General features: G+C 73.6%; 16 protein-coding genes and 1 rRNA gene. 14 read left to right on the forward strand and 3 right to left on the reverse strand.

Annotated features, from left to right (window positions below; all coding sequences use genetic code 11):
* The first annotated feature begins 126 nt into the window (after window positions 1–126).
* The 3 genes from pheS (at window position 127) to G339_RS0128635 (ending at window position 5657) form a co-directional block, all read left to right on the forward strand.
* Window positions 127–1236 (forward strand): phenylalanine--tRNA ligase subunit alpha, encoded by a 1110-nt coding sequence (gene pheS, locus G339_RS0128625; protein WP_019634501.1) that lies wholly within the window; start codon window positions 127–129, stop codon window positions 1234–1236.
* Window positions 1236–3731: a phenylalanine--tRNA ligase subunit beta gene (gene pheT, locus G339_RS0128630; protein ID WP_019634502.1), complete on the forward strand. Its 2496-nt coding sequence runs from the start codon at window positions 1236–1238 to the stop codon at window positions 3729–3731. The genes pheS and pheT overlap by 1 nt, the downstream gene beginning before the upstream one ends.
* A 291-nt stretch (window positions 3732–4022) precedes the next feature.
* Window positions 4023–5657, forward strand: coding sequence for an ABC-F family ATP-binding cassette domain-containing protein (locus tag G339_RS0128635; RefSeq protein WP_019634503.1), 1635 nt, complete (start codon window positions 4023–4025; stop codon window positions 5655–5657).
* A 43-nt stretch (window positions 5658–5700) separates the two neighbouring features.
* Here the strand turns inward: G339_RS0128635 and G339_RS0128640 are convergent, their stop codons facing one another.
* The 3 genes from G339_RS0128640 to G339_RS37195 are packed head-to-tail and all read right to left on the reverse strand — an operon-like array spanning window position 5701 to window position 8040.
* Window positions 5701–6555 carry an ABC transporter permease gene (locus G339_RS0128640; protein ID WP_019634504.1) on the reverse strand — a complete coding sequence of 285 codons (855 nt, stop codon included), beginning with the start codon at window positions 6553–6555 and terminating at the stop codon, window positions 5701–5703.
* A 31-nt stretch (window positions 6556–6586) separates the two neighbouring features.
* Window positions 6587–7549: an ABC transporter ATP-binding protein gene (locus G339_RS0128645; protein WP_019634505.1), complete on the reverse strand. Its 963-nt coding sequence runs from the start codon at window positions 7547–7549 to the stop codon at window positions 6587–6589.
* Window positions 7546–8040 carry a MarR family winged helix-turn-helix transcriptional regulator gene (locus G339_RS37195; RefSeq protein WP_019634506.1) on the reverse strand — a complete coding sequence of 165 codons (495 nt, stop codon included), beginning with the start codon at window positions 8038–8040 and terminating at the stop codon, window positions 7546–7548. Before G339_RS37195 ends, G339_RS0128645 begins: the two co-directional genes overlap by 4 nt.
* A 129-nt stretch (window positions 8041–8169) precedes the next feature.
* Between G339_RS37195 and argC the strand changes: the two genes are divergently transcribed.
* The 11 genes from argC to G339_RS0128705 form a co-directional block, all read left to right on the forward strand.
* Entirely contained in the window at window positions 8170–9198 is a 1029-nt protein-coding gene (gene argC, locus G339_RS0128655; RefSeq protein WP_019634507.1) for an N-acetyl-gamma-glutamyl-phosphate reductase, read from the forward strand.
* On the forward strand, window positions 9195–10352 hold the full coding sequence (gene argJ / locus G339_RS0128660) for a bifunctional glutamate N-acetyltransferase/amino-acid acetyltransferase ArgJ (protein WP_019634508.1): 1158 nt from the start codon (window positions 9195–9197) through the stop codon (window positions 10350–10352). Before argC ends, argJ begins: the two co-directional genes overlap by 4 nt.
* Window positions 10353–10372: 20 nt before the next feature.
* On the forward strand, window positions 10373–11290 hold the full coding sequence (gene argB, locus G339_RS0128665; RefSeq protein ID WP_033324662.1) for an acetylglutamate kinase: 918 nt from the start codon (window positions 10373–10375) through the stop codon (window positions 11288–11290).
* A gap of 38 nt (window positions 11291–11328) precedes the next feature.
* On the forward strand, window positions 11329–12480 hold the full coding sequence (locus tag G339_RS0128670) for an acetylornithine transaminase (RefSeq protein WP_051107990.1): 1152 nt from the start codon (window positions 11329–11331) through the stop codon (window positions 12478–12480).
* 4 nt (window positions 12481–12484) lie between these two features.
* The gene (gene argF, locus G339_RS0128675) at window positions 12485–13411 is read left to right on the forward strand and encodes an ornithine carbamoyltransferase (protein WP_019634511.1); all 927 of its coding nucleotides are present in this window, start codon (window positions 12485–12487) and stop codon (window positions 13409–13411) included.
* On the forward strand, window positions 13408–13923 hold the full coding sequence (locus tag G339_RS0128680) for an arginine repressor (protein ID WP_026341866.1): 516 nt from the start codon (window positions 13408–13410) through the stop codon (window positions 13921–13923). Before argF ends, G339_RS0128680 begins: the two co-directional genes overlap by 4 nt.
* A 69-nt stretch (window positions 13924–13992) precedes the next feature.
* The gene (locus tag G339_RS0128685; RefSeq protein WP_019634513.1) at window positions 13993–15192 is read left to right on the forward strand and encodes an argininosuccinate synthase; all 1200 of its coding nucleotides are present in this window, start codon (window positions 13993–13995) and stop codon (window positions 15190–15192) included.
* Window positions 15193–15318: 126 nt separating this feature from the next.
* Complete coding sequence (gene argH / locus G339_RS0128690; protein WP_019634514.1) at window positions 15319–16758, forward strand: argininosuccinate lyase; 1440 nt, start codon at window positions 15319–15321, stop codon at window positions 16756–16758.
* Window positions 16755–17399, forward strand: coding sequence for a DNA-3-methyladenine glycosylase (locus G339_RS35655; protein WP_033324664.1), 645 nt, complete (start codon window positions 16755–16757; stop codon window positions 17397–17399). Before argH ends, G339_RS35655 begins: the two co-directional genes overlap by 4 nt.
* A 61-nt stretch (window positions 17400–17460) precedes the next feature.
* Window positions 17461–18738 carry a tyrosine--tRNA ligase gene (tyrS, locus tag G339_RS0128700; RefSeq protein WP_019634516.1) on the forward strand — a complete coding sequence of 426 codons (1278 nt, stop codon included), beginning with the start codon at window positions 17461–17463 and terminating at the stop codon, window positions 18736–18738.
* 647 nt (window positions 18739–19385) lie between these two features.
* Window positions 19386–19584 (forward strand): 16S ribosomal RNA (locus G339_RS0128705); the annotation flags it as partial.

Here is a 19584-nt window from a genome sequence, read left to right on the forward strand (position 1 = left end):
CCCGCGCGGCGGACCGGCCGGGAGCCCCGAGCGGGCCGCCCCCGCACGCGTTTCCCCGATCCGGCCATCTCTCGTCCGCCCACTAGACTGCGGACGTCCCACGCCCACCGGAGTTGTCACACCACCATGTCTGCACCCAACAAGTCCTACGACCCGGTCGAGGTCTCGGCGCTCAAGCCCGAGGCGCTGGACCGGGCGCGCGACGCGGCGCTGGCGGCCATCGCCGCCGCGGCCGACCTCGACGCGCTCAAGCAGGTCCGCCTCGCGCACGCCGGGGACCGCTCCCCGCTGGCGCTGGCCAACCGCGAGATCGGCGCGCTGCCCCCGGCGGGCCGCGCCGAGGCGGGCAAGCGCATCGGCGCGGCCCGCGGCGCGGTGTCCCAGGCGCTGAAGAAGCGCCAGGCCGAACTGGAGGAGGAGCGCGACCAGCGCGTCCTGGCCGAGGAGGCCGTGGACGTCACCCTCCCGTGGGACCGCGCGCCGCGCGGCGGCCGCCACCCGCTGACCACGCTGCAGGAGCGGATGGTCGACGTGTTCGTCTCGATGGGCTTCGAGGTCGCGGAGGGCCCCGAGGTCGAGGCGGAGTGGTTCAACTTCGACGCGCTGAACTTCCCGCCGGACCACCCGGCGCGCTCCATGCAGGACACGTTCTTCGTGGAGTCGGAGGAGACGGGCCTGGTGCTGCGGACGCACACCTCGCCGATGCAGGTCCGCTCGCTGCTGACCCGCGATCTGCCGGTGTACGTGGTGGGGCCGGGCCGCACCTTCCGCACCGACGAGCTGGACGCCACGCACAGCCCGGTGTTCCACCAGCTCGAAGGGCTGGCGGTGGACGAGGGCCTGACGATGGCGGACCTGCGCGGCGGCGTGGACGCGTTCGTCGCCGGGATGTTCGGGCCGGGCCTGGTGACGCGGATGCGGCCGTCCTACTTCCCGTTCACCGAGCCGTCCGCCGAGGTGGACATGCAGTGCTTCGTGTGCCGGGGCGCGTCGGTGGAGCCGGGCGCGGGGCCGTGCCGGACGTGCTCGTCCGAGGGCTGGATCGAGCTGGGCGGCTGCGGGATGGTCAACCCCCGCGTGCTGGTGGCCTGCGGCATCGACCCGGACCGCTACAGCGGCTGGGCGTTCGGCCTGGGCGTGGAGCGGACGCTGATGTTCCGCCACGGCGTCGAGGACATGCACGACATGGTGGAGGGCGACGTGCGCTTCACCCTTCCGTTCGGGATGGAGATCTGATGCGCGCCCCGCTCTCCTGGCTGCGGGAGTACGCCGAGCTGCCGGCGGACGTGACCGGCCGCGACCTGGCCGCCGAGCTGATCGACGCGGGTCTGGAGGTCGAGACGGTCGAGCGCGCGGGCGCCGACGTCCGCGGCCCGCTGGTGGTCGGCGAGGTGCTGGAGATCGAGGAGCTGACCGGCTTCAAGAAGCCCATCCGGTACTGCCGGGTGGACGTCGGGGACGCCAACGGCACCGGCGAGCCGCAGAACATCGTGTGCGGCGCGACGAACTTCGCGGTCGGCGACAAGATCGTGGCCATCCTCCCGGGCGGCGCGCTGCCGGGCGGGTTCGAGATCGGCGCCCGCAAGACCTACGGGAAGCTGTCGGAGGGCATGATCTGCTCCGTCCGGGAGCTGGGCATCGGCGACGACCACGAGGGCATCCTCGTGCTGCCGGGCGACGCGGAGGTCGGCGCGGACGCGATCGAGCTGCTCGGCGTCCGCGACGACGTCCTGGACATCGCCGTCACGCCCGACCGCGGCTACTGCCTGTCGATCCGGGGCGTCGCGCGGGAGGCCGCCATCGCCTACGGGGTGCCGTTCCGCGATCCGGCGGCGGTCGAGCTGCCGACCGGCGAGGGCCCCGGGCATCCGGTGGCCATCGCGGACCCGTCCGCGTGCGACCGGATCGTCCTGCGCGAGGTCCGCGGCCTGGCCGCCGACGCGCGGTCGCCGCTGTGGATGCGGGTCCGGCTGCACCGCGCCGGGATGCGGTCGGTGTCGCTGGCGGTGGACGTCACCAACTACCTGATGCTGGAGCTGGGCCAGCCGCTGCACGCGTTCGACGCGGCGAAGGTGTCCGGGCAGATCACGGTGCGGCGCGCGGCGGCGGGGGAGCGGCTGGAGACGCTCGACCACGTCAAGCGCGAGCTGCACCCCGAGGACGTCCTGATCACCGATGAGACCGGGCCGCTGTCCCTGGCGGGCACGATGGGCGGCCTGGCCACCGAGATCGACGACGCGTCCACGGCGATGGTCATCGAGGCGGCGCACTTCGACGAGATCGCCGTCGCCCGGATGGCGCGGCGGCACAAACTGCACAGCGAGGCGTCGTACCGGTTCGAGCGCGGCGTGGACCGGGAGCTGCCCCGGTACGCGGCGTACCGGGCGGCGCGGCTGCTGGCGGAGCTGGGCGGCGCGGAGATCGTGCCGGGCGAGTCGTCGGCCGAGTCGCCGGTCGCGGCGGCGGCGATCCCGCTCGCGCCGGACTACCCCGACCGGGTCGCGGGCGTCGCCTACGGCCGGGAGACGGTCGTGCGCCGGCTGGAGCAGGTCGGCTGCGCGGTCGCGGCGGACGGCGACGCGCTGGCGGTGACGCCGCCGTCGTGGCGTCCCGACCTCACCGACCCCGCCGACCTCGCCGAGGAGGTCATCCGGCTGGAGGGCTACTCGGCGATCCCGTCGCGGGCCCCGCGCCCGGCGGCGGGCCAGGGCCTCACGCCGGTCCAGCGGCTGCGCCGCCGCGTCGGCCGCGCCCTCGCGGGCGCGGGCTACGTCGAGGCGATCAACTTCCCGTTCGCGGCCGAGAAGGACTGGGACGCGCTCCAGCTCCCGGCGGGCGACCCGCGCCGCCGCGCGCTGCGGCTGGCGAACCCGCTGTCGGAGGACGAGCCGCTGCTGCGCACGACGCTGCTGCCGGGCCTGCTGAAGACCCTCGCCCGCAACGCGGGCCGCGGCTTCGGCGACCTCGCGCTGTTCGAGCGCGGCGTGGTGTTCCGGCCGGACGCCGGAGCGGACGGCTCGGTCGAGGTCACGGCGACGCCGCGGCCGCCCGTCGACCGCGGCCCGTCCGCCGGCGAGGTGGCCTCGCTGAACGCGGCGCTGCCCGACCAGCCCGAGCGGGTCGCGGTCGTGCTGGCGGGCGAGCGCGAGCCGTCCGGCTGGTGGGGCAGGGGCCGCCCGGCGACCTGGGCGGACGCGATCGAGGCGGCGCGGACCGTCGCCCGCGAGGCGGGCGTGGAGCTGCGCGTCGCCGCGGACCGGCACGAGCCGTGGCACCCCGGCCGCTGCGCCGCCCTCTACCTGGGCGACGAACTGGTCGGGCACGCGGGCGAGCTGCACCCGCGCACGATCAAGGCGTACGGGCTGCCGCCGCGCACCTGCGCGATGGAGCTGGAGCTGCGCCGGCTGGGCGAGCCCGCCGCGCCGCGCGCGCCGCACGTGTCGACGTACCCGGTCGCCACGCAGGACGTCGCGCTGACGGTCGGCGCGGACGTGCCCGCCGCCGAGGTCGAGGCGGCGCTGCGCGACGGCGCGGGCGAGCTGCTGGAGTCGGTGCGGCTGTTCGACGTCTACACCGGTGAGCAGGTCGGCGAGGGCCACAGGTCGCTGGCGTACACGCTGCGGTTCCGCGCGGCGGATCGGACGCTGACGGCCGAGGAGTCGGGCGCGGCCCGGGACGCGGCGGTCGCGGCTGCGGCCGAGCGGACCGGGGCGGTGCTGCGCGGGGCCTGATCAGGCAGAGCAGGGGAGTGCCCCCGCGTGCCGCTTCGGCGGCGCGCGGGGGCACTCCCGTGTTCGGGTATAATGGTCGACGTCCCATTGCCGCCCGGTTGGGGAGTCCGTTGCGTAACTGAGATCGCAGGCACCGCGCGAAGGCCCGTCTTGGCCTGTTTCCGCGCAACGCGATCTCGGTCGGACTTTTCGGCGTCCGGGCTTTTTTCATGCCCGCATGGCGTGCGGCGCGGTCCGCGGTGTCTCAGGTGTTCGTGAATCCGTTCCGTCATCGCACCCTGGGGGCCGCCCATGTCATTCTCCGTCGTCTGCACTGATGTCTCGTTCGCCTGGCCTGACGGCACCGTCGTCCTCGACGGCGTGTCCACCGCGTTCGGCACCGGCCGCACCGGGCTGATCGGCGCCAACGGCGCCGGGAAGTCGACGCTGCTGCGGGTGGTCGCGGGGGAGCTGGCGCCGTCGTCGGGCTCGGTGTCGGTGGCCGGGACGACCGGCTACCTGCCGCAGTCGCTGCCGCTCGCCGCGTCCCGCACGGTCGCCGACCTGCTCGGCGTCGCCGAGGCGCGGACGGCGCTGCTCGCGCTGGAGCGCGGGGAGGCGACCGAGGAGAACTTCGCCGCGATCGGCGACGACTGGGACGTCGAGGAACGCGCTCACGCCGAGCTGGCCCGGCTCGGCCTCGGCCACCTCGGGCTGGACCGCACGGTCGCGACGCTGTCCGGCGGCGAGGCGGTGCTGACCGGGCTCGCGGCGCTGCTGCTGGCCCGGCCCGACGTCCTGCTGCTGGACGAGCCGACCAACAACCTCGACCTGGACGCCCGCGCGCGGCTGTACGCGGCCGTGGACGCCTGGCCGGGCGTGCTGATCGTCGTCAGCCACGACCGCGAGCTGCTGGAGCGGGTGGACGCGGTCACCGAGCTGCGCGAGGGCGGCGTCCGCACGTTCGGCGGGACGCTGTCGGAGTACGAGGACGTGCTGGCGGTGGAGCGGGAGGCCGCCGAGCGGGCCGTCCGCGCCGCCGGGTCCGACCTGCGGCGGCAGCAGCGCGAGCTGGAGGAGGCGCAGGTCAAACTGGCCCGCCGTGCCCGCGCCGGACGCAGGGTGCAGGAGAGCCGCAGCGAGCCGAGGATCGTCATGGGCCTGCGCAAGCAGGCGGCCGAGGTGTCGGCGGGCAAGCACAAGGCCCTGCACGAGGGGCGGCTGGCCGACGCGCGGGAACGGCTCGCGGAGGCCGAGGACGCGGTGCGCGAGGCCGCCGAGATCCGGGTGAGCCTGCCCCGGACGCGCGTGCCGGACGGCCGCACGGTGCTGACGGCGGTGTTCCCGCCGCCCGCCGCACCCGAGGACGCAGACGAGGAACCGCGCCGGACGATCACCGAACTCGTCGTGCGCGGCCCCGAGCGGATCGCGCTGACCGGCCCGAACGGCTCGGGGAAGACGACGCTGCTGCGGGCGTTCGCGGGCGGCCCCGCGCCGGACGGCGTGCGGGTCGCGTCGGTTGGGGACCGGGTGCGGTACCTGCCGCAGCGCCTCGACGTCCTGGACGACGCGCTGAGCGTGGTCGAGAACGTCCGGGCCGTCGCGCCGTCCGCGTCGGAGAACGAGATCCGGGCCGGGCTGGCGCGGTTCCTGCTGCGCGGCGGCCGCGCGGACCGTCCGGCGGGGACGCTGTCGGGCGGCGAGCGGTTCCGGGCGGTGCTGGCGTCGCTGCTGCTGGCCGAGCCCGCCCCGCACCTGCTGCTGCTGGACGAGCCGACGAACAACCTGGACGTCGCGAGCGTCCGCCGGTTGGGCGAGGCGCTGGCCGCCTACGAGGGCGCGCTGGTGGTGGTCAGCCACGACGCGCCGTTCCTGCGGACGCTGGGCCTGACCCGCTGGCTGCGGCTGGACCGGGCGGACGGCCTGACCGAGGCCGATCCGCTGTGAGGCGCGGTCCGGGGCGGCCTCGACCGGGCCGCCCCGGACGGGCTCAGGTGAGGACGCGCTGGGTGAACTTGCGCGCGGACAGCCACGTCAGCGCGACGGTCCCGACGAGGATGACGGTCCCGTACACGTAGAAGTGCATGTGCCCGACGTCCGGCGTCAGCGCCGCGCGCAGCCCCTCGTTCACGTACACCATCGGGTTGGCGAGCGAGACGATCTGGAGCCAGCGGACGTGCTCCAGCGCCGCCCACGGGTAGTACACGCAGCCGAGCATGGAGATCGGCATCAGGATGATCCCGAAGATCATCTGGACCTTCTGCGGGTCGACCAGCGTGCCCATCAACAGCCCGCCCGCCGCCGACAGCAGCGAGCCGAACACCAGCACGAACACCAGCAGCGGCCAGTTGCTGACGTGGACGTCGGGGGCCTGCCCGCCCGCGTGGATGAACAGCACGCACGGGAACACCAGCAGGCCGGCGATGAGCGCCTGCAGCCCGGACGCGACGATCTTCTCGACGGCCAGCAGCGGGATCGGCAGCGGCGCGAGCGCCCGGTCGGTGATGGACCGCTGCCAGTTCAGCTCCATCATCAGCGGGAAGACGACGGCCATGATGCCCTGCATGACGATCGAGGACCCGACCAGGCCGGGCACGAGGATCGTGGAGAACGTCGTGCCGCCGCCCGCCGAACCCGCGCCGGGCGCGCCGGTGCCGAGCTTGGGCAGGACGTAGGCGAACACGAAGACGAACAGCAGCGGCTGGAGCAGCACGCGGACGAAGGTCGAGACGAAGTTCTTGCGCAGGACCCGCAGCTCGCGGGACATCATCGCCAGGAAGGTCCGGCCGACCGTCGTCCGGACGGCCGGTCCGGCGGCGGGTTCGGCGGGGAGGGTGGCGGTCATCGAGGGCTCCTAGGAAGGGGGATGGCGGGCGTCAGTCGCGGTAGTCCCGGCCGGTCAGGCTGAGGAACACCGTCTCCAGGCTGGGCCGGAGCTGGGAGGCGTCGGTGACGTTGACGCCCGCGGCGGCGCCCGCGCCGACCAGCTCGCCGAGCAGCCCCTCGGGCGCGGTGGAGAACACGCGGATCTGGCCGCCGTTCACCTCGACCTTGGAGATGCCCGCGCGCTCGGACAGCTTCGACAGGTCGGCGGGCACGTCGCCGTCGTAGGAGACGGTGAGGACGGTGTCGGCCCCGGCGGAGTCCTTCAGCTCGGCCGCCGTGCCGCGCGCGAGGACCCTGCCGTGGTCGACGACGGCGAGGCGGTCGCAGAGGACCTCGGCCTCCTCCATGTAGTGCGTGGTGAGGACGATCGTCTGGCCCTGCTTCTGCAGCTCGCGCAGCAGGTCCCAGAGGTTGACGCGGTTCTGCGGGTCCAGGCCCGCGGTCGGCTCGTCCAGGAACAGCACCTCGGGGCGGTGGACGAGCGCGCGGCCGATCATGAGCCGCTTGGCCTGGCCGCCCGACAGCTCGAACGGGTTGCCGTCGCGCCGGTCGGCGAGGCCGAACAGCTCCAGCAGCTCGTCGGCGCGGCGCTTGGCGGCGCGCGCGCCGAGGCCGAAGAACCGGCCGCGGAACTCCAGGTTCTCGGCGGCGGTCAGCTCGCTGTCGAGGGTGTTGTTCTGCGACACCATCCCGATGCGCCGCTTGACCTCGACGGCGTCGCGGGTGACGTCGAAGCCGCACACCCGGGCCTCGCCGGACGTGGGCCTGACGAGCGTGGTGAGCATCCCGATGGTGGTGGACTTCCCGGCGCCGTTCGGGCCGAGGAGGCCGAAGAACTCGCCGCGGCGCACGTCCAGGTCGATCCCGCGCACCGCCTCCACGTCGCCCTTCGGGCCGCTGTAGGTCTTGTGCAGGTCGACGGTCTGCACGGCCGTCTCGGGGGGAGCCGTCACGAGGGGTCTCCGTTCTGTTGGCTGAGGGTGTCGAAGCGGTCGAGCAGGGCGAGCAGGAAGCGGCGGACGGCGGGCTCGTCCTCGGGCTCCACGACGTCGTAGAAGCTCCAGATGTCGGGGCCGATCGCCTCGGCGGTGACGGCGACGAGCCGCGACCCGGTCTCGGTGATGTGCAGCCGCACGGCGCGGCGGTCGTGCTCGTCGCGGCGGCGCTCGACGTGGCCGTTGCGCTCCAGCGTGCCGAGGACGGAGGTGACGCTGGCGGGGCTCGTCATCATCCGCCGGGCGACCTCGCCGGGCCGCAGCCCGTCCTGCGAGCCCAGCATCCGCAGCACGAAGAACCCGGCGGGGCTGACGCCGTGCCCCTCGATGAGCCGCCACATGGTGGGGCCGACGAGGCGGGCGGCGGCGGCGAACAGCCGGCCGATCGGCCACTGCTCGGGCGGCCCGAGCTCCTCCGGGTCGCCGTAGCCGAGGTCGCGTGGGTCCATGCCGGAGATTGTTAGGCACCTAAGCTTTAGCTGTCAAATCTTTAAGGAACTAATGATGTTACTCCGGTGTTGCATGATCATTCGATCTCATGCATAATCTTGCCTATCCTCAGGGAAGGGTGATGCACAGTGGGAATCCGGGCTGCGGTCGCGGGTGCCAGCGGGTACGCGGGCGGGGAGATCCTGCGCGTCCTCGCCGGGCACCCCGACTTCGAGATCGGGACCGTCACGGCCGGGTCGAACGCGGGCGCCGCGCTCGGCGCGCACCAGCCGCACCTGCGATCCCTCGCCGACCGCGTCCTCGAACCGACCGACCCCGACACCCTCGCCGGGCACGACGTCGTCTTCCTGGCCCTCCCGCACGGGCAGTCCGGCCCGCTCGCCGCCGACCTCGGCGGGGACGTCCTGGTCGTGGACTGCGGCGCGGACTACCGCCTCGCCGACCCCGCGGACTGGGCGAGGTTCTACGGCACGCCGCACGCCGGGACGTGGCCGTACGGCCTGCCCGAGCTGCCCGGCCAGCGCGAGCTGCTGCGCGAGGCCCGGCGGATCGCCGTCCCCGGCTGCTACCCGACCGCCGTCACCCTCGCGCTGTTCCCCGCGTTCGCCGCCGGGCTCGCCGAACCCGACGCCGTGGTCGTCGCCGCGTCCGGCACCTCAGGCGCGGGCCGCGCCGCCAAGCCGCACCTGCTCGGCAGCGAGGTCATGGGGTCGGTGTCGGCGTACGGCGTCGGCGGCGTCCACCGGCACACCCCGGAGATGGCCCAGAACCTCGGCGCGGTCGCCGGGGAGCCGGTCCGGGTGTCGTTCACCCCGACGCTCGCGCCGATGAGCCGCGGCATCCTCGCCACCTGCGTCGTCCCCGCCAAGGCCGGGACCACCGCCGCCGCGCTGCGCGCCGCCTACGCCGACGCCTTCGACGGCGAGCCGTTCCTGCACCTGCTCCCGGAGGGGCAGTGGCCCGCGACCGCCATGACGGTCGGCGCGAACACCGCCCTCGTCCAGGTCGCGCTGGACGAGGCCGCGGGCCGCGTCGTCGTCGTGTGCGCCATCGACAACCTCACCAAGGGCACCGGCGGGGGCGCGGTGCAGAGCGCCAACCTCGCCCTCGGCCTCCCCGAAACCGCAGGACTCACCACGATCGGAGTGTCTCCGTGAGCGTCACCGCCCCCCACGGGTTCCGCGCCTCCGGCGTCGTCGCCGGGCTGAAGGACAGCGGCGCCCGAGACCTCGCCCTCGTCGTCAACTACGGTCCGTCCCGCGCCGCCGCCGGAGTGTTCACCAGCAACCGCGTCAAGGCCGCGCCCGTCCTGTGGACCGAGCAGGTCCTCAAAGGCGGCCGCGTCCACGCCGTCGTCCTCAACTCCGGCGGCGCGAACGCCTGCACCGGCGCGGCCGGGTTCCAGGACACCCACGCCACCGCCGAGAAGGCCGCCGAACTGCTCGGCGAGTCCGCGGGGGAGATCGCGGTCTGCTCCACCGGCCTCATCGGCGAACGGCTCCCGATGGACCGGCTGCTGCCGGGCGTCGGCGCGGCCGTCGCCGCGCTGTCGCCCAACGTCGGCGGCCTGGACGCGGCCGACGCCATCCGCACCACCGACACCGTCGCCAAGATCGCGCACCGGCAGGGCGCGGGCGGCTACCGGATCGGCGGCATGGCCAAGGGCGCGGGGATGCTCGCCCCGTCCCTGGCGACCATGCTCTGCGTCCTCACCACCGACGCCGACCTGCCCGCCGAGACCCTGGACCGGGCGCTGCGCGCGGCGACCGGCGCGACCCTGGACCGGCTCGACGCCGACGGCTGCCTGTCCACCAACGACACGGTGCTGCTGCTGGCGTCCGGCTCGACCGGCGTCGTGCCCGACGAGGCCGAGTTCACCGCCCTGCTCACCGACCTGTGCCAGGACCTCACCCGGCAGCTCCTGGTGGACGCCGAGGGCGCGTCCAAGGCCATCGCGATCGAGGTCGTCGGCGCGGCGGACGTCGCCGACGCCGTCACCGTGGGCCGCGCGGTCGCCCGCAACAACCTCCTCAAGTGCGCGATCCACGGCGAGGACCCCAACTGGGGCCGCGTCCTGTCCGCCGTGGGCACCACCGACGCGGTGTTCGAGCCCGACCAGCTCAACGTCGCCATCAACGGCATCTGGGTCTGCCGGAACGGCTCGTTCGGCGACGACCGCGACAAGGTGGACCTGCGCCCCCGGGACGTGACGATCACGGTGGACCTGTCCGCCGGGCCGCACAGCGCGACCGTCTGGACGACCGACCTCACGGCCGACTACGTCCACGAGAACTCGGCGTACTCGACATGAGCGCCATCTCGGGCGCACGGATGCGCAGCAACCGGGCCGGGGTCCTGACCAAGGCCGCGACGCTGATCAGCGCGCTGCCGTGGCTGGAGCGGTTCCACGGCGCGACCGTCGTCATCAAGTACGGCGGCCACGCCATGACCGACGAGGCGCTGCGGCACTCCTTCGCCGAGGACGTCGTGTTCCTGCGGTACGCGGGGCTCAAGCCCGTCATCGTCCACGGCGGCGGCCCGCAGATCAACGCCGCGCTGGAGACCGCCGGGATCGCCTCGGAGTTCACCGCCGGGCTCCGCGTGACGACCCCCGAGGCGATGGAGGTCGTCCGGATGGTCCTGGTCGGCCAGGTCGGCCGGGACGTCGTCGGGCTCATCAACCGGCACGGCGCGTTCGCCGTCGGCATGTCCGGCGAGGACGCCAACCTGTTCACCGCCGAGCGCAAGCTGGCCGTCGTGGACGGCGAGCCCGTCGACATCGGCCAGGTCGGCGAGATCGTCGAGGTCCAGGTCGGCGCGGTCCGCGCCCTGCTGGACGACGGCCGCATCCCCGTCGTGTCCAGCGTCGCGCGCGGCGACGACGGCGAGGTCTACAACGTCAACGCCGACACCGCCGCCGCCGCGCTGGCCGTCGCGCTGGACGCCGCCAAGCTCGTCGTCCTCACCGACGTCGAGGGCCTGTACGCCGACTGGCCCGACAGCGACGACGTCGTCGACAGCCTGACCACCGACGAGCTGGCCGCGCTGCTGCCCGGCCTGACCGCCGGGATGGTGCCCAAGATGGAGGCGTGCCTGCACGCCGTCCGCGGCGGCGTGCCGCGCGCGCACGTCCTGGACGGCCGCGTGCCGCACTCCCTGCTGCTGGAGATCTTCACCGAGGAGGGCATCGGCACGATGGTCGTGCCGAGCCCGCCCGGCGCCCCCGCCCCCGAGGAGGCCACCCCGTGAGCAACGACGACCTGCGGAAACGGTTCGCCGACGTCTTCATGCCGAACTACGGCGTCCCGCCCGTCGCGCTCGTGCGCGGCGAGGGCGCCCGCGTCTGGGACGCGGACGGCGACGAGTACCTGGACCTCATCGGCGGCATCGCGGTGTCCTCGCTCGGCCACGGCCACCCGGCGCTCGCCGCCGCCGTCGCCGCGCAGGCCGCCGCGCTCGCCCACACCTCGAACCTGTTCGTCAACGAGCCGTCCGTGCGGCTCGCCGAGCGGCTGGTCGCGCTCGCGGGCGGCGGCGCGCGGGTGTTCCTGGCCAACAGCGGGACCGAGGCGAACGAGGCCGCGCTGAAGCTCGCGATCAAGTACGGGAAGGCGCACGGCCGCCCGTACGTCGTCGCGACCGAGAACGGGTTCCACGGGCGGACGCTCGGCGCGCTGTCGCTCACCGGCAAGCGCTCGATCCGCGACCAGTTCGGGCCGTTCCCGCTCGACGTCCGGTTCGTCCCCTACGGCGACGCGGACGCGCTCCGCGCCGCCGTCACCGGCGAGTGCGCGGCCGTGTTCCTGGAGCCGACGCAGGGCGAGGCGGGCGTCGTCCCGCCCGCCGCCGGCTACTTCGCCGCCGCCCGCGAGATCTGCGACGCGACCGGCGCGCTGTTCGTCGCGGACGAGATCCAGTCCGCGATCGGCCGGACCGGCACCTGGTTCGCCTGGCAGCACGAGAACTCCCGGCCGGATGTGCTCACCCTCGCCAAGGGCCTCGGCGGCGGCCTGCCCGTGGGCGCGTGCCTGGCGTTCGGCCCGCACGGCGAGCTGTTCGCCAAGGGCGACCACGGCAGCACGTTCGGCGGCAACCCCGTCGCGGCGGCGGCGGCCCTGGCCGTCCTGGACACCATCGAGGCGGACGGGCTGCTGGCCAACGCCGCCGCCGTCGGCGCGGAGCTCGCCGCCGGGATCGCCGCCGTCCGGCACCCGCTGCTGGCGGGCGTCCGGGGGCGCGGCCTGTGGCAGGCGCTCGTCCTCACCGCCGACGCGGCGCCCGCCGTCGAGGCCGCCGCCCGCGCCGCCGGGTTCCTCGTCAACGCCGTCCAGCCGGACGCGGTCCGCCTCGCGCCCCCGCTGATCCTCACCACCGAGCAGGCGCGGTCGTTCACCGCGGCGCTTCCCGCCGTCCTCGACGCCGCGCAGAAGGAGAGCTGACCCGATGCCCCCCACGGTCCGGCACTTCCTCCGCGACGACGACCTCACCCCCGCCGAGCAGACCGAGGTCCTCGACCTCGCCGCCGCGCTCAAGGCCGACCGGTTCGCCCGGCGGCCGCTGGACGGGCCGAGGTCCGTCGCCGTCCTGTTCGACAAGCCGTCCACCCGGACCCGCGTGTCGTTCGCGGTCGGCATCGCCGAACTCGGCGGCCACGCCCTGATCATGGACGCCGGGTCCAGCCAGCTCGGCCGCGGCGAGCCCGTCGCCGACACCGCCCGCGTCCTGGAACGCCAGGTCAGCGCCATCGTGTGGCGGACGGCCGGGCAGGAGCGCATCGAGGAGATGGCCGCCGGGACCGCCGTCCCGGTCGTCAACGCCCTCACCGACGAGTTCCACCCCTGCCAGATCCTCGCGGACCTGCAGACCGTCCGCGAGGCCAAGGGCCGGCTCGCCGGGATCACCCTCGCCTACTTCGGCGACGGCGCGAACAACATGGCGCACTCCTACCTCCTCGGCGGCGCGACCGCCGGGATGCACGTCCGGATCGCCGCCCCCGCCGACCAGCCGCCGCACGCGTCCGTTGTGGACCGCGCCACCGAGATCGCCGCCGCCACCGGCGGCTCGGTCGCCGTCACCGCCGACGCCAAGGAGGCCGCGCACGGCGCCGACGTCCTCGCCACCGACACCTGGGTGTCGATGGGTCAGGAAGGCAAGGACACGGAACGCTACGAGCCCTACGCTGTGGACGAGGCGCTGCTCGCGCTCGCCGCGCCGGACGCGGCGGTGCTGCACTGCCTGCCCGCCTACCGCGGCAAGGAGATCGCCGCGGCCGTCCTGGACGGCCCGCAGAGCCGGGTCTGGGACGAGGCGGAGAACCGGTTGCACGCCCAGAAGGCGCTGCTGACCTGGCTCCTGGAGAGATCCGCATGACCACTCCGATGACCAAGGCCGCACGGCACGCCAAAGTGATCGAACTGCTGAACCGCCACCCCGTCCACTCGCAGCCGGAGCTGGCCAGGCTCCTGGGCGACGCGGGGCTGGAGGTCACGCAGGCGACGCTGTCGCGCGACCTGGTCGAGATCGGCGCGGTACGGCTCCGCGCCGACGACGGCAGCCTGATCTACGCCGTCCCCGGTGAGGGCGGCGAACGCATCCGCCGCGCCCGCACCGGGTCCGCCGAGAGCTTCGCGGGCCGGCTCACCCGGCTCGCCGCCGAACTCCTCGTCTCCGCCGAGGCGTCGGCGAACCTCGTGATCGTCCGCACGCCGCCGGGCGCGGCGCAGTACCTGGCCTCGGCCATCGACCACGCCGAGTGGCCGTCGATCCTCGGCACCGTCGCGGGGGACGACTCGATCCTCGTCATCGCCCGCGACCCGGCCGGCGGCGAGGCGCTGGCCGACGCGCTGCTCCGGCTCGCGGCCGGGCGCGAGCGACGAAGTTAGGGGCGCCGCGCCCCAGCCTCCGAGCCTCGCAACCGAACACCCCGACTTCCCGACAGGAGAAACACCAGCATGAGCGAGCGCGTCGTTCTCGCGTACTCCGGCGGCCTCGACACCTCGGTCGCCATCCCGTTCCTCGCCGAGCAGACCGGGGGCGAGGTCATCGCGGTGGCGGTGGACCTCGGCCAGGGCGGCGAGGACCTGGAGACCATCCGCAAGCGGGCGCTGGCCTGCGGTGCCGTCGAGGCCGTCGTCATCGACGCCCGCGAGGAGTTCGCCGCCGACTTCTGCTTCCCCGCGCTGCGCGCCAACGCCCTCTACATGGACCGGTACCCGCTGGTCTCTGGCCTGTCGCGGCCGCTGATCGTCAAGCACCTCGTCACCGCCGCCAAGAAGTTCGGCGGCACCGTGGTGTCCCACGGCTGCACCGGCAAGGGCAACGACCAGGTCCGGTTCGAGGCGGGCCTGTCGGCGCTGCACCCCGAGCTGAAGGTCATCGCGCCCGCCCGCGACTTCGCCTGGACGCGCGACAAGGCCATCGCCTTCGCCGAGGAGAAGGGCCTGCCGATCGACGTGACGGCCAAGTCGCCCTACTCCATCGACCAGAACCTGTGGGGCCGCGCCGTCGAGACCGGCTTCCTGGAGGACATCTGGAACGCGCCGATCGAGGACCTGTACGCCTACACCGCCGACCCCGCCGCGCCCCGCGAGGCCGACGAGGTCGTCGTCTCCTTCCAGGCCGGCGTCCCCGTCGCCCTCGACGGCCGCGCCCTCACCCCGTTCCAGCTCATCGACGAGCTGAACCGCCGCGCGGGCGCGCAGGGCGTCGGCCGGATCGACATGGTCGAGGACCGGCTCGTCGGCATCAAGAGCCGCGAGGTCTACGAGGCGCCCGCCGCCATCGCGCTCATCGCCGCGCACATGGAGCTGGAGAACGTCACGGTCGAGCGCGACCTGGCCCGCTTCAAGCGGTCCGTGGACCAGCGCTGGGGCGAGCTGGTCTACGACGGCCTGTGGTTCTCCCCGCTCAAGGACTCCCTCGACGCGTTCATCGCCGAGGCGCAGCAGCACGTGTCCGGCGACGTCCGGCTCACCCTGCACGGCGGCAAGGCCGTCGTCACCGGCCGCCGCAGCGAGGCGTCCCTCTACAGCTACGACCTCGCCACCTACGACACCGGCGACACCTTCGACCAGACCCTGGCCAAGGGCTTCGTCGAGCTGTGGAGCCTGCCCAGCAAGATCGCCGCGATGCGGGACCGCGCGCAGGACTGACCCCCGCGCGCCCGCCGTGATCCCGGTGCCCCGGCCCGGGATCACGGCTTTCGGTTTGGCACGCGCGCGGCACCGGGTGTAATCCAGCAACCAAACGAACGACACGGTGGGAAGAAGAGGAATCTCGTGACCAAGGCACCGACGCGCCTGTGGGGCGGCCGGTTCGAAGGCGGCCCGTCGGACGCGCTCGCGCGGCTCTCGGTGAGCGTCCAGTTCGACTGGCGGCTCGCCCCCTACGACCTGATGGGCTCGCGCGCGCACGCCCGCGTGCTCAACCGGGCGGGGCTGCTCACCGACGACGAGCTGGACCGCATGATCGGCGCCCTGGACGACCTGGAGGCGGCCTGCCGCTCCGGCGAGTTCCGGCCCACCGTCGCCGACGAGGACGTCCACACCGCCCTGGAGCGCGGCCTGCTGGAACGCCTCGGCCACCTCGGCGGCAAGCTGCGCGCCGGCCGCAGCCGCAACGACCAGGTCGCCACCGACCTGCGCCTGTACCTGCGCGACCACGCCCGGCAGATCGTGTCCCGGCTCGTCGAGCTGGAGACCGCCCTCATCGCGCAGGCCGAGCACAACCTCGGCGTCGCCGCGCCCGGCATGACCCACCTCCAGCACGCCCAGCCGGTGCTGTTCTCCCACCAGCTCCTCGCGCACGTGCAGCCGCTCACCCGCGACATCGACCGGCTCCGCGACTGGGACCGCCGCGCCGCGGTGTCCCCGCTCGGCTCCGGCGCCCTCGCCGGATCGTCGCTGCCGCTCGACCCGCAGGCCACCGCCGCCGAACTCGGCTTCGACGCCGCCGCGCCCAACTCGATGGACGCCGTCGCCGACCGCGACTTCGTCGCCGAGTTCCTGTTCGCGGCCGCGCTCGTCGGCGTCCACCTGTCGCGGCTGGGCGAGGAGATCGTCCTGTGGGCCTCCCAGGAGTTCCGCTGGATCGAGATGGACGACACCTACGCCACCGGGTCGTCGATCATGCCGCAGAAGAAGAACCCCGACGTCGCCGAGCTGGCGCGCGGCAAGGCGGGCCGCCTCATCGGGCACCTCGTCGGCCTGCTCACCACCCTCAAGGGCCTGCCGCTCACCTACAACCGGGACCTCCAGGAGGACAAGGAGGGCGCCTTCGACGCCGTCGAGACGCTGCTGCTCGTCCTGCCCGCCATGTCCGGCCTGATCGCGACCATGCGCGTCAACACCGAACGGCTCGAGGCCCTCGCGCCCGACGGATTCGCGCTCGCCACCGACCTTGCCGAACTGCTCGTCCGGCGCGGCGTGGCGTTCCGCGACGCCCACGAGGTCGTCGGCCACCTCGTCGTGTGGTGCCAGGTCAACGACAAGGACTTCGGCGACCTCACCGACGACGAGCTGGCGAAGGTGTCGCCGCACCTCACGCCGGACGTCCGCGAGGTCCTGAACGTCCCGGGCGCGCTCGCGTCCCGCAAGGCCTACGGCGGCACCGCGCCCGACCGCGTCCGCGAGCAGATCGACGCCCTGCGCGGCCAGGTCGACGAGCACGCCGCGTGGGCCGCCGGGGCCGACGACGGGCGCGCCGCCGGCGGCCGATGAGCGGCGGGCCGCTGCCGCGCGCGTTCTTCGACCGTCCCGTCGAGGAGGTCGCGCCCGACCTGCTCGGGCGCGTCCTCACCCACGAGACCCCGGACGGGACGGTCGCGGCCCGCATCACCGAGACCGAGGCGTACGCCGGGCCGCTCGACCCCGCCTCGCACGCCTACCGGGGCCGCACGCCCCGCGTCGAGGTCATGTTCGGGCCGCCCGGGCACGCGTACGTGTACTTCACCTACGGGATGCACTACTGCGTGAACCTCGTGTGCGGGCCGGACGGCACCGCGTCGGCCGTCCTGCTGCGCGCCGCCGAGATCGTCGCGGGGGAGGACGCGGCCGCCGCGCGGCGGCCCCGCTCCAGCGTCCGCGACCTCGCGCGCGGCCCGGCGCGGCTGTGCCAGGCGCTCGGGATCGTCCGCGAGCACAACGGGCTGGACGTGTGCTCCGGCGGGCCGCTGGAGATCAGCGCGGGCGCGCCCGTCGACCCGGCGGCGGTCCGCACCGGCCCGCGCGTCGGGGTCTCGGGCGCGAAGGACGTCCCGTGGCGGTACTGGATCGACGGCGACCCGTTCGTCTCCCAGTACCGCGCGCACGCCCCGCGCCGCCGCCCCCGCACCGGCGGGGCCCGCCCCGAAACTCGATAGCGTTGAAATCCGTCCACCGGCATCCTGGTGGGCGAGCCGACATCCATCCGGAGAGAAGACCGTGACCGACATCCTCGACGATCTCGCATGGCGCGATCTGATCGCGCAGTCCACCGATCTGAGTGAACTGCGGGCGCTGCTCGCCGCGGGGCCGGTCACGCTCTATTGCGGATTCGACCCGACCGCGCCGTCCCTGCACCTGGGCAATCTCCTGCAGATCCTCACGCTGCGGCGGTTCCAGCGGGCGGGCCACCGGCCGATCGGCCTGGTCGGCGGCGCGACCGGCCTCATCGGCGACCCGAGCGGCAAGAGCGCCGAGCGCGTCCTGAACTCCACCGAGACCGTCGCGGGCTGGGTCGAGCGCATCCGCGGCCAGGTGTCGCGGTTCCTGGACTTCGGCGACGGCCCGACCGGGGCGCTGATGGTCAGCAACCTCGACTGGACGGGCCCGATGTCGGTCGTGGAGTTCCTGCGCGACATCGGCAAGCACTTCCCGGTGAACCGGATGCTCGCCCGCGAGACCGTCAAGGCGCGCCTCGACACGACCGGGATCAGCTACACCGAGTTCAGCTACGTCCTGCTCCAGTCGATGGACTACCTGGAGCTGTACCGCCGGTACGGCTGCGTCCTGCAGACGGGCGGCAGCGACCAGTGGGGCAACCTCACCGCGGGCGTCGACCTCATCCGCCGCGCCGAGGGCGGCACCGCGCACGCGCTGACGACGCCGCTGCTCACCAAGGCGGACGGCTCGAAGTTCGGCAAGACGGCTGGCGGCGAGACGTACTGGCTCGACCCGGAGCTGACGTCGCCGTACGCCTTCTACCAGTTCTGGATCAACGCCGACGACCGGGACGTCGAGAAGTACCTCAAGGTCTTCTCGTTCCGCTCGCGGGAGGAGATCGAGGCGCTGGTCAAGGAGGGCGCGGAGCGGCCCGCCGCGCGTGCGCCGCAGCGCGCGCTCGCGGAGGAGATGACGACGCTCGTCCACGGCGCGGACGAGACCGCGCGCGTCGTCGCGGCGTCCCGCGCGCTGTTCGGCCAGGGGTCCCTGGACGAGCTGGACGAGCGGACACTGCGGGCGGCGCTCGCCGAGGTCCCGCGCGTCGAGCTGCCGCCGGGCGAGCTGCCGCCCGTCGTGGACCTGCTGGCCGCCTCCGGGCTGTGCAAGAGCAAGTCCGAGGCGCGGCGCGCGGTCGCGCAGGGCGGCGCGTACGTCAACAACGCCAAGGTCGAGGCGGAGGACGCCGCACCCGCTGCGGCCGACCTGCTGCACGGGCGGTTCCTGGTGCTGCGGCGCGGCAAGCGGAACATCGGCGGCGTGGAGGTCGTCCCGGCCTGAGCCGGGCGTTCCGGAGCCCGGCGTCCCCCTGCGGGACGCCGGGCTCCGTCGCGTCCGGGGCCCGCTGGTTCGCCGGGCGGCGGTCAAGCTTGGGGAGATCCACGTAACAGTGCTGTCACGGCACGCCCGCCGACGGCCGTGAAACGCCCCGGAAACAGGTGCTGAGCAGCGGGTTCACGGGTAGGGACCTTGATTTGACGGTCCCTCGCCCCGGACCTAGAGTTCTACTCGCCCCACGGGGGAGCGGGACGCCGAAAGGCGGCCGGCCCCGGGGGAATCCTTGGGACACGGTCCGCGCCGAAGGCGCGTGATCATTCATGCCCCGAGGAGGGATTCGCTCCGGTTTGACAGCCGGAACGGATCAAATAAGCTTGAAGGGTTGCCCCGGAGTGAGAGTCACGCAAGTGGCTGGAACGCGGTGGGCGTCCGTTTCTTGAGAACTCAACAGCGTGTTAAAAGCCAGTGCCTTTATACGGCTCGGTCTTTGTCGACCGGGTCGTCCCCGCGGTCGCCGGATTTCACGGCGGCCGGGGATTTCTTTGAGGCAGTCGTCGGCTTCTTTTGATGGAGTCGGCGCATTGCTGGGATTTCGATCCTTTTAAGGTTTGGCGTGCTGGGGGTTCGCCCCTCTGGTGCGTCGTTGGGCCTTGATGGAGAGTTTGATCCTGGCTCAGGACGAACGCTGGCGGCGTGCTTAACACATGCAAGTCGAGCGGAAAGGCCCCTTCGGGGGTACTCGAGCGGCGAACGGGTGAGTAACACGTGAGCAACCTGCCCCTGACTCTGGGATAAGCCTGGGAAACCGGGTCTAATACCGGATGCGACCACTGCAGGCATCTGTTGGTG

The sequence above is a fragment of the Actinomadura atramentaria DSM 43919 genome (assembly GCF_000381885.1).
Lineage (GTDB): Bacteria > Actinomycetota > Actinomycetes > Streptosporangiales > Streptosporangiaceae > Spirillospora > Spirillospora atramentaria.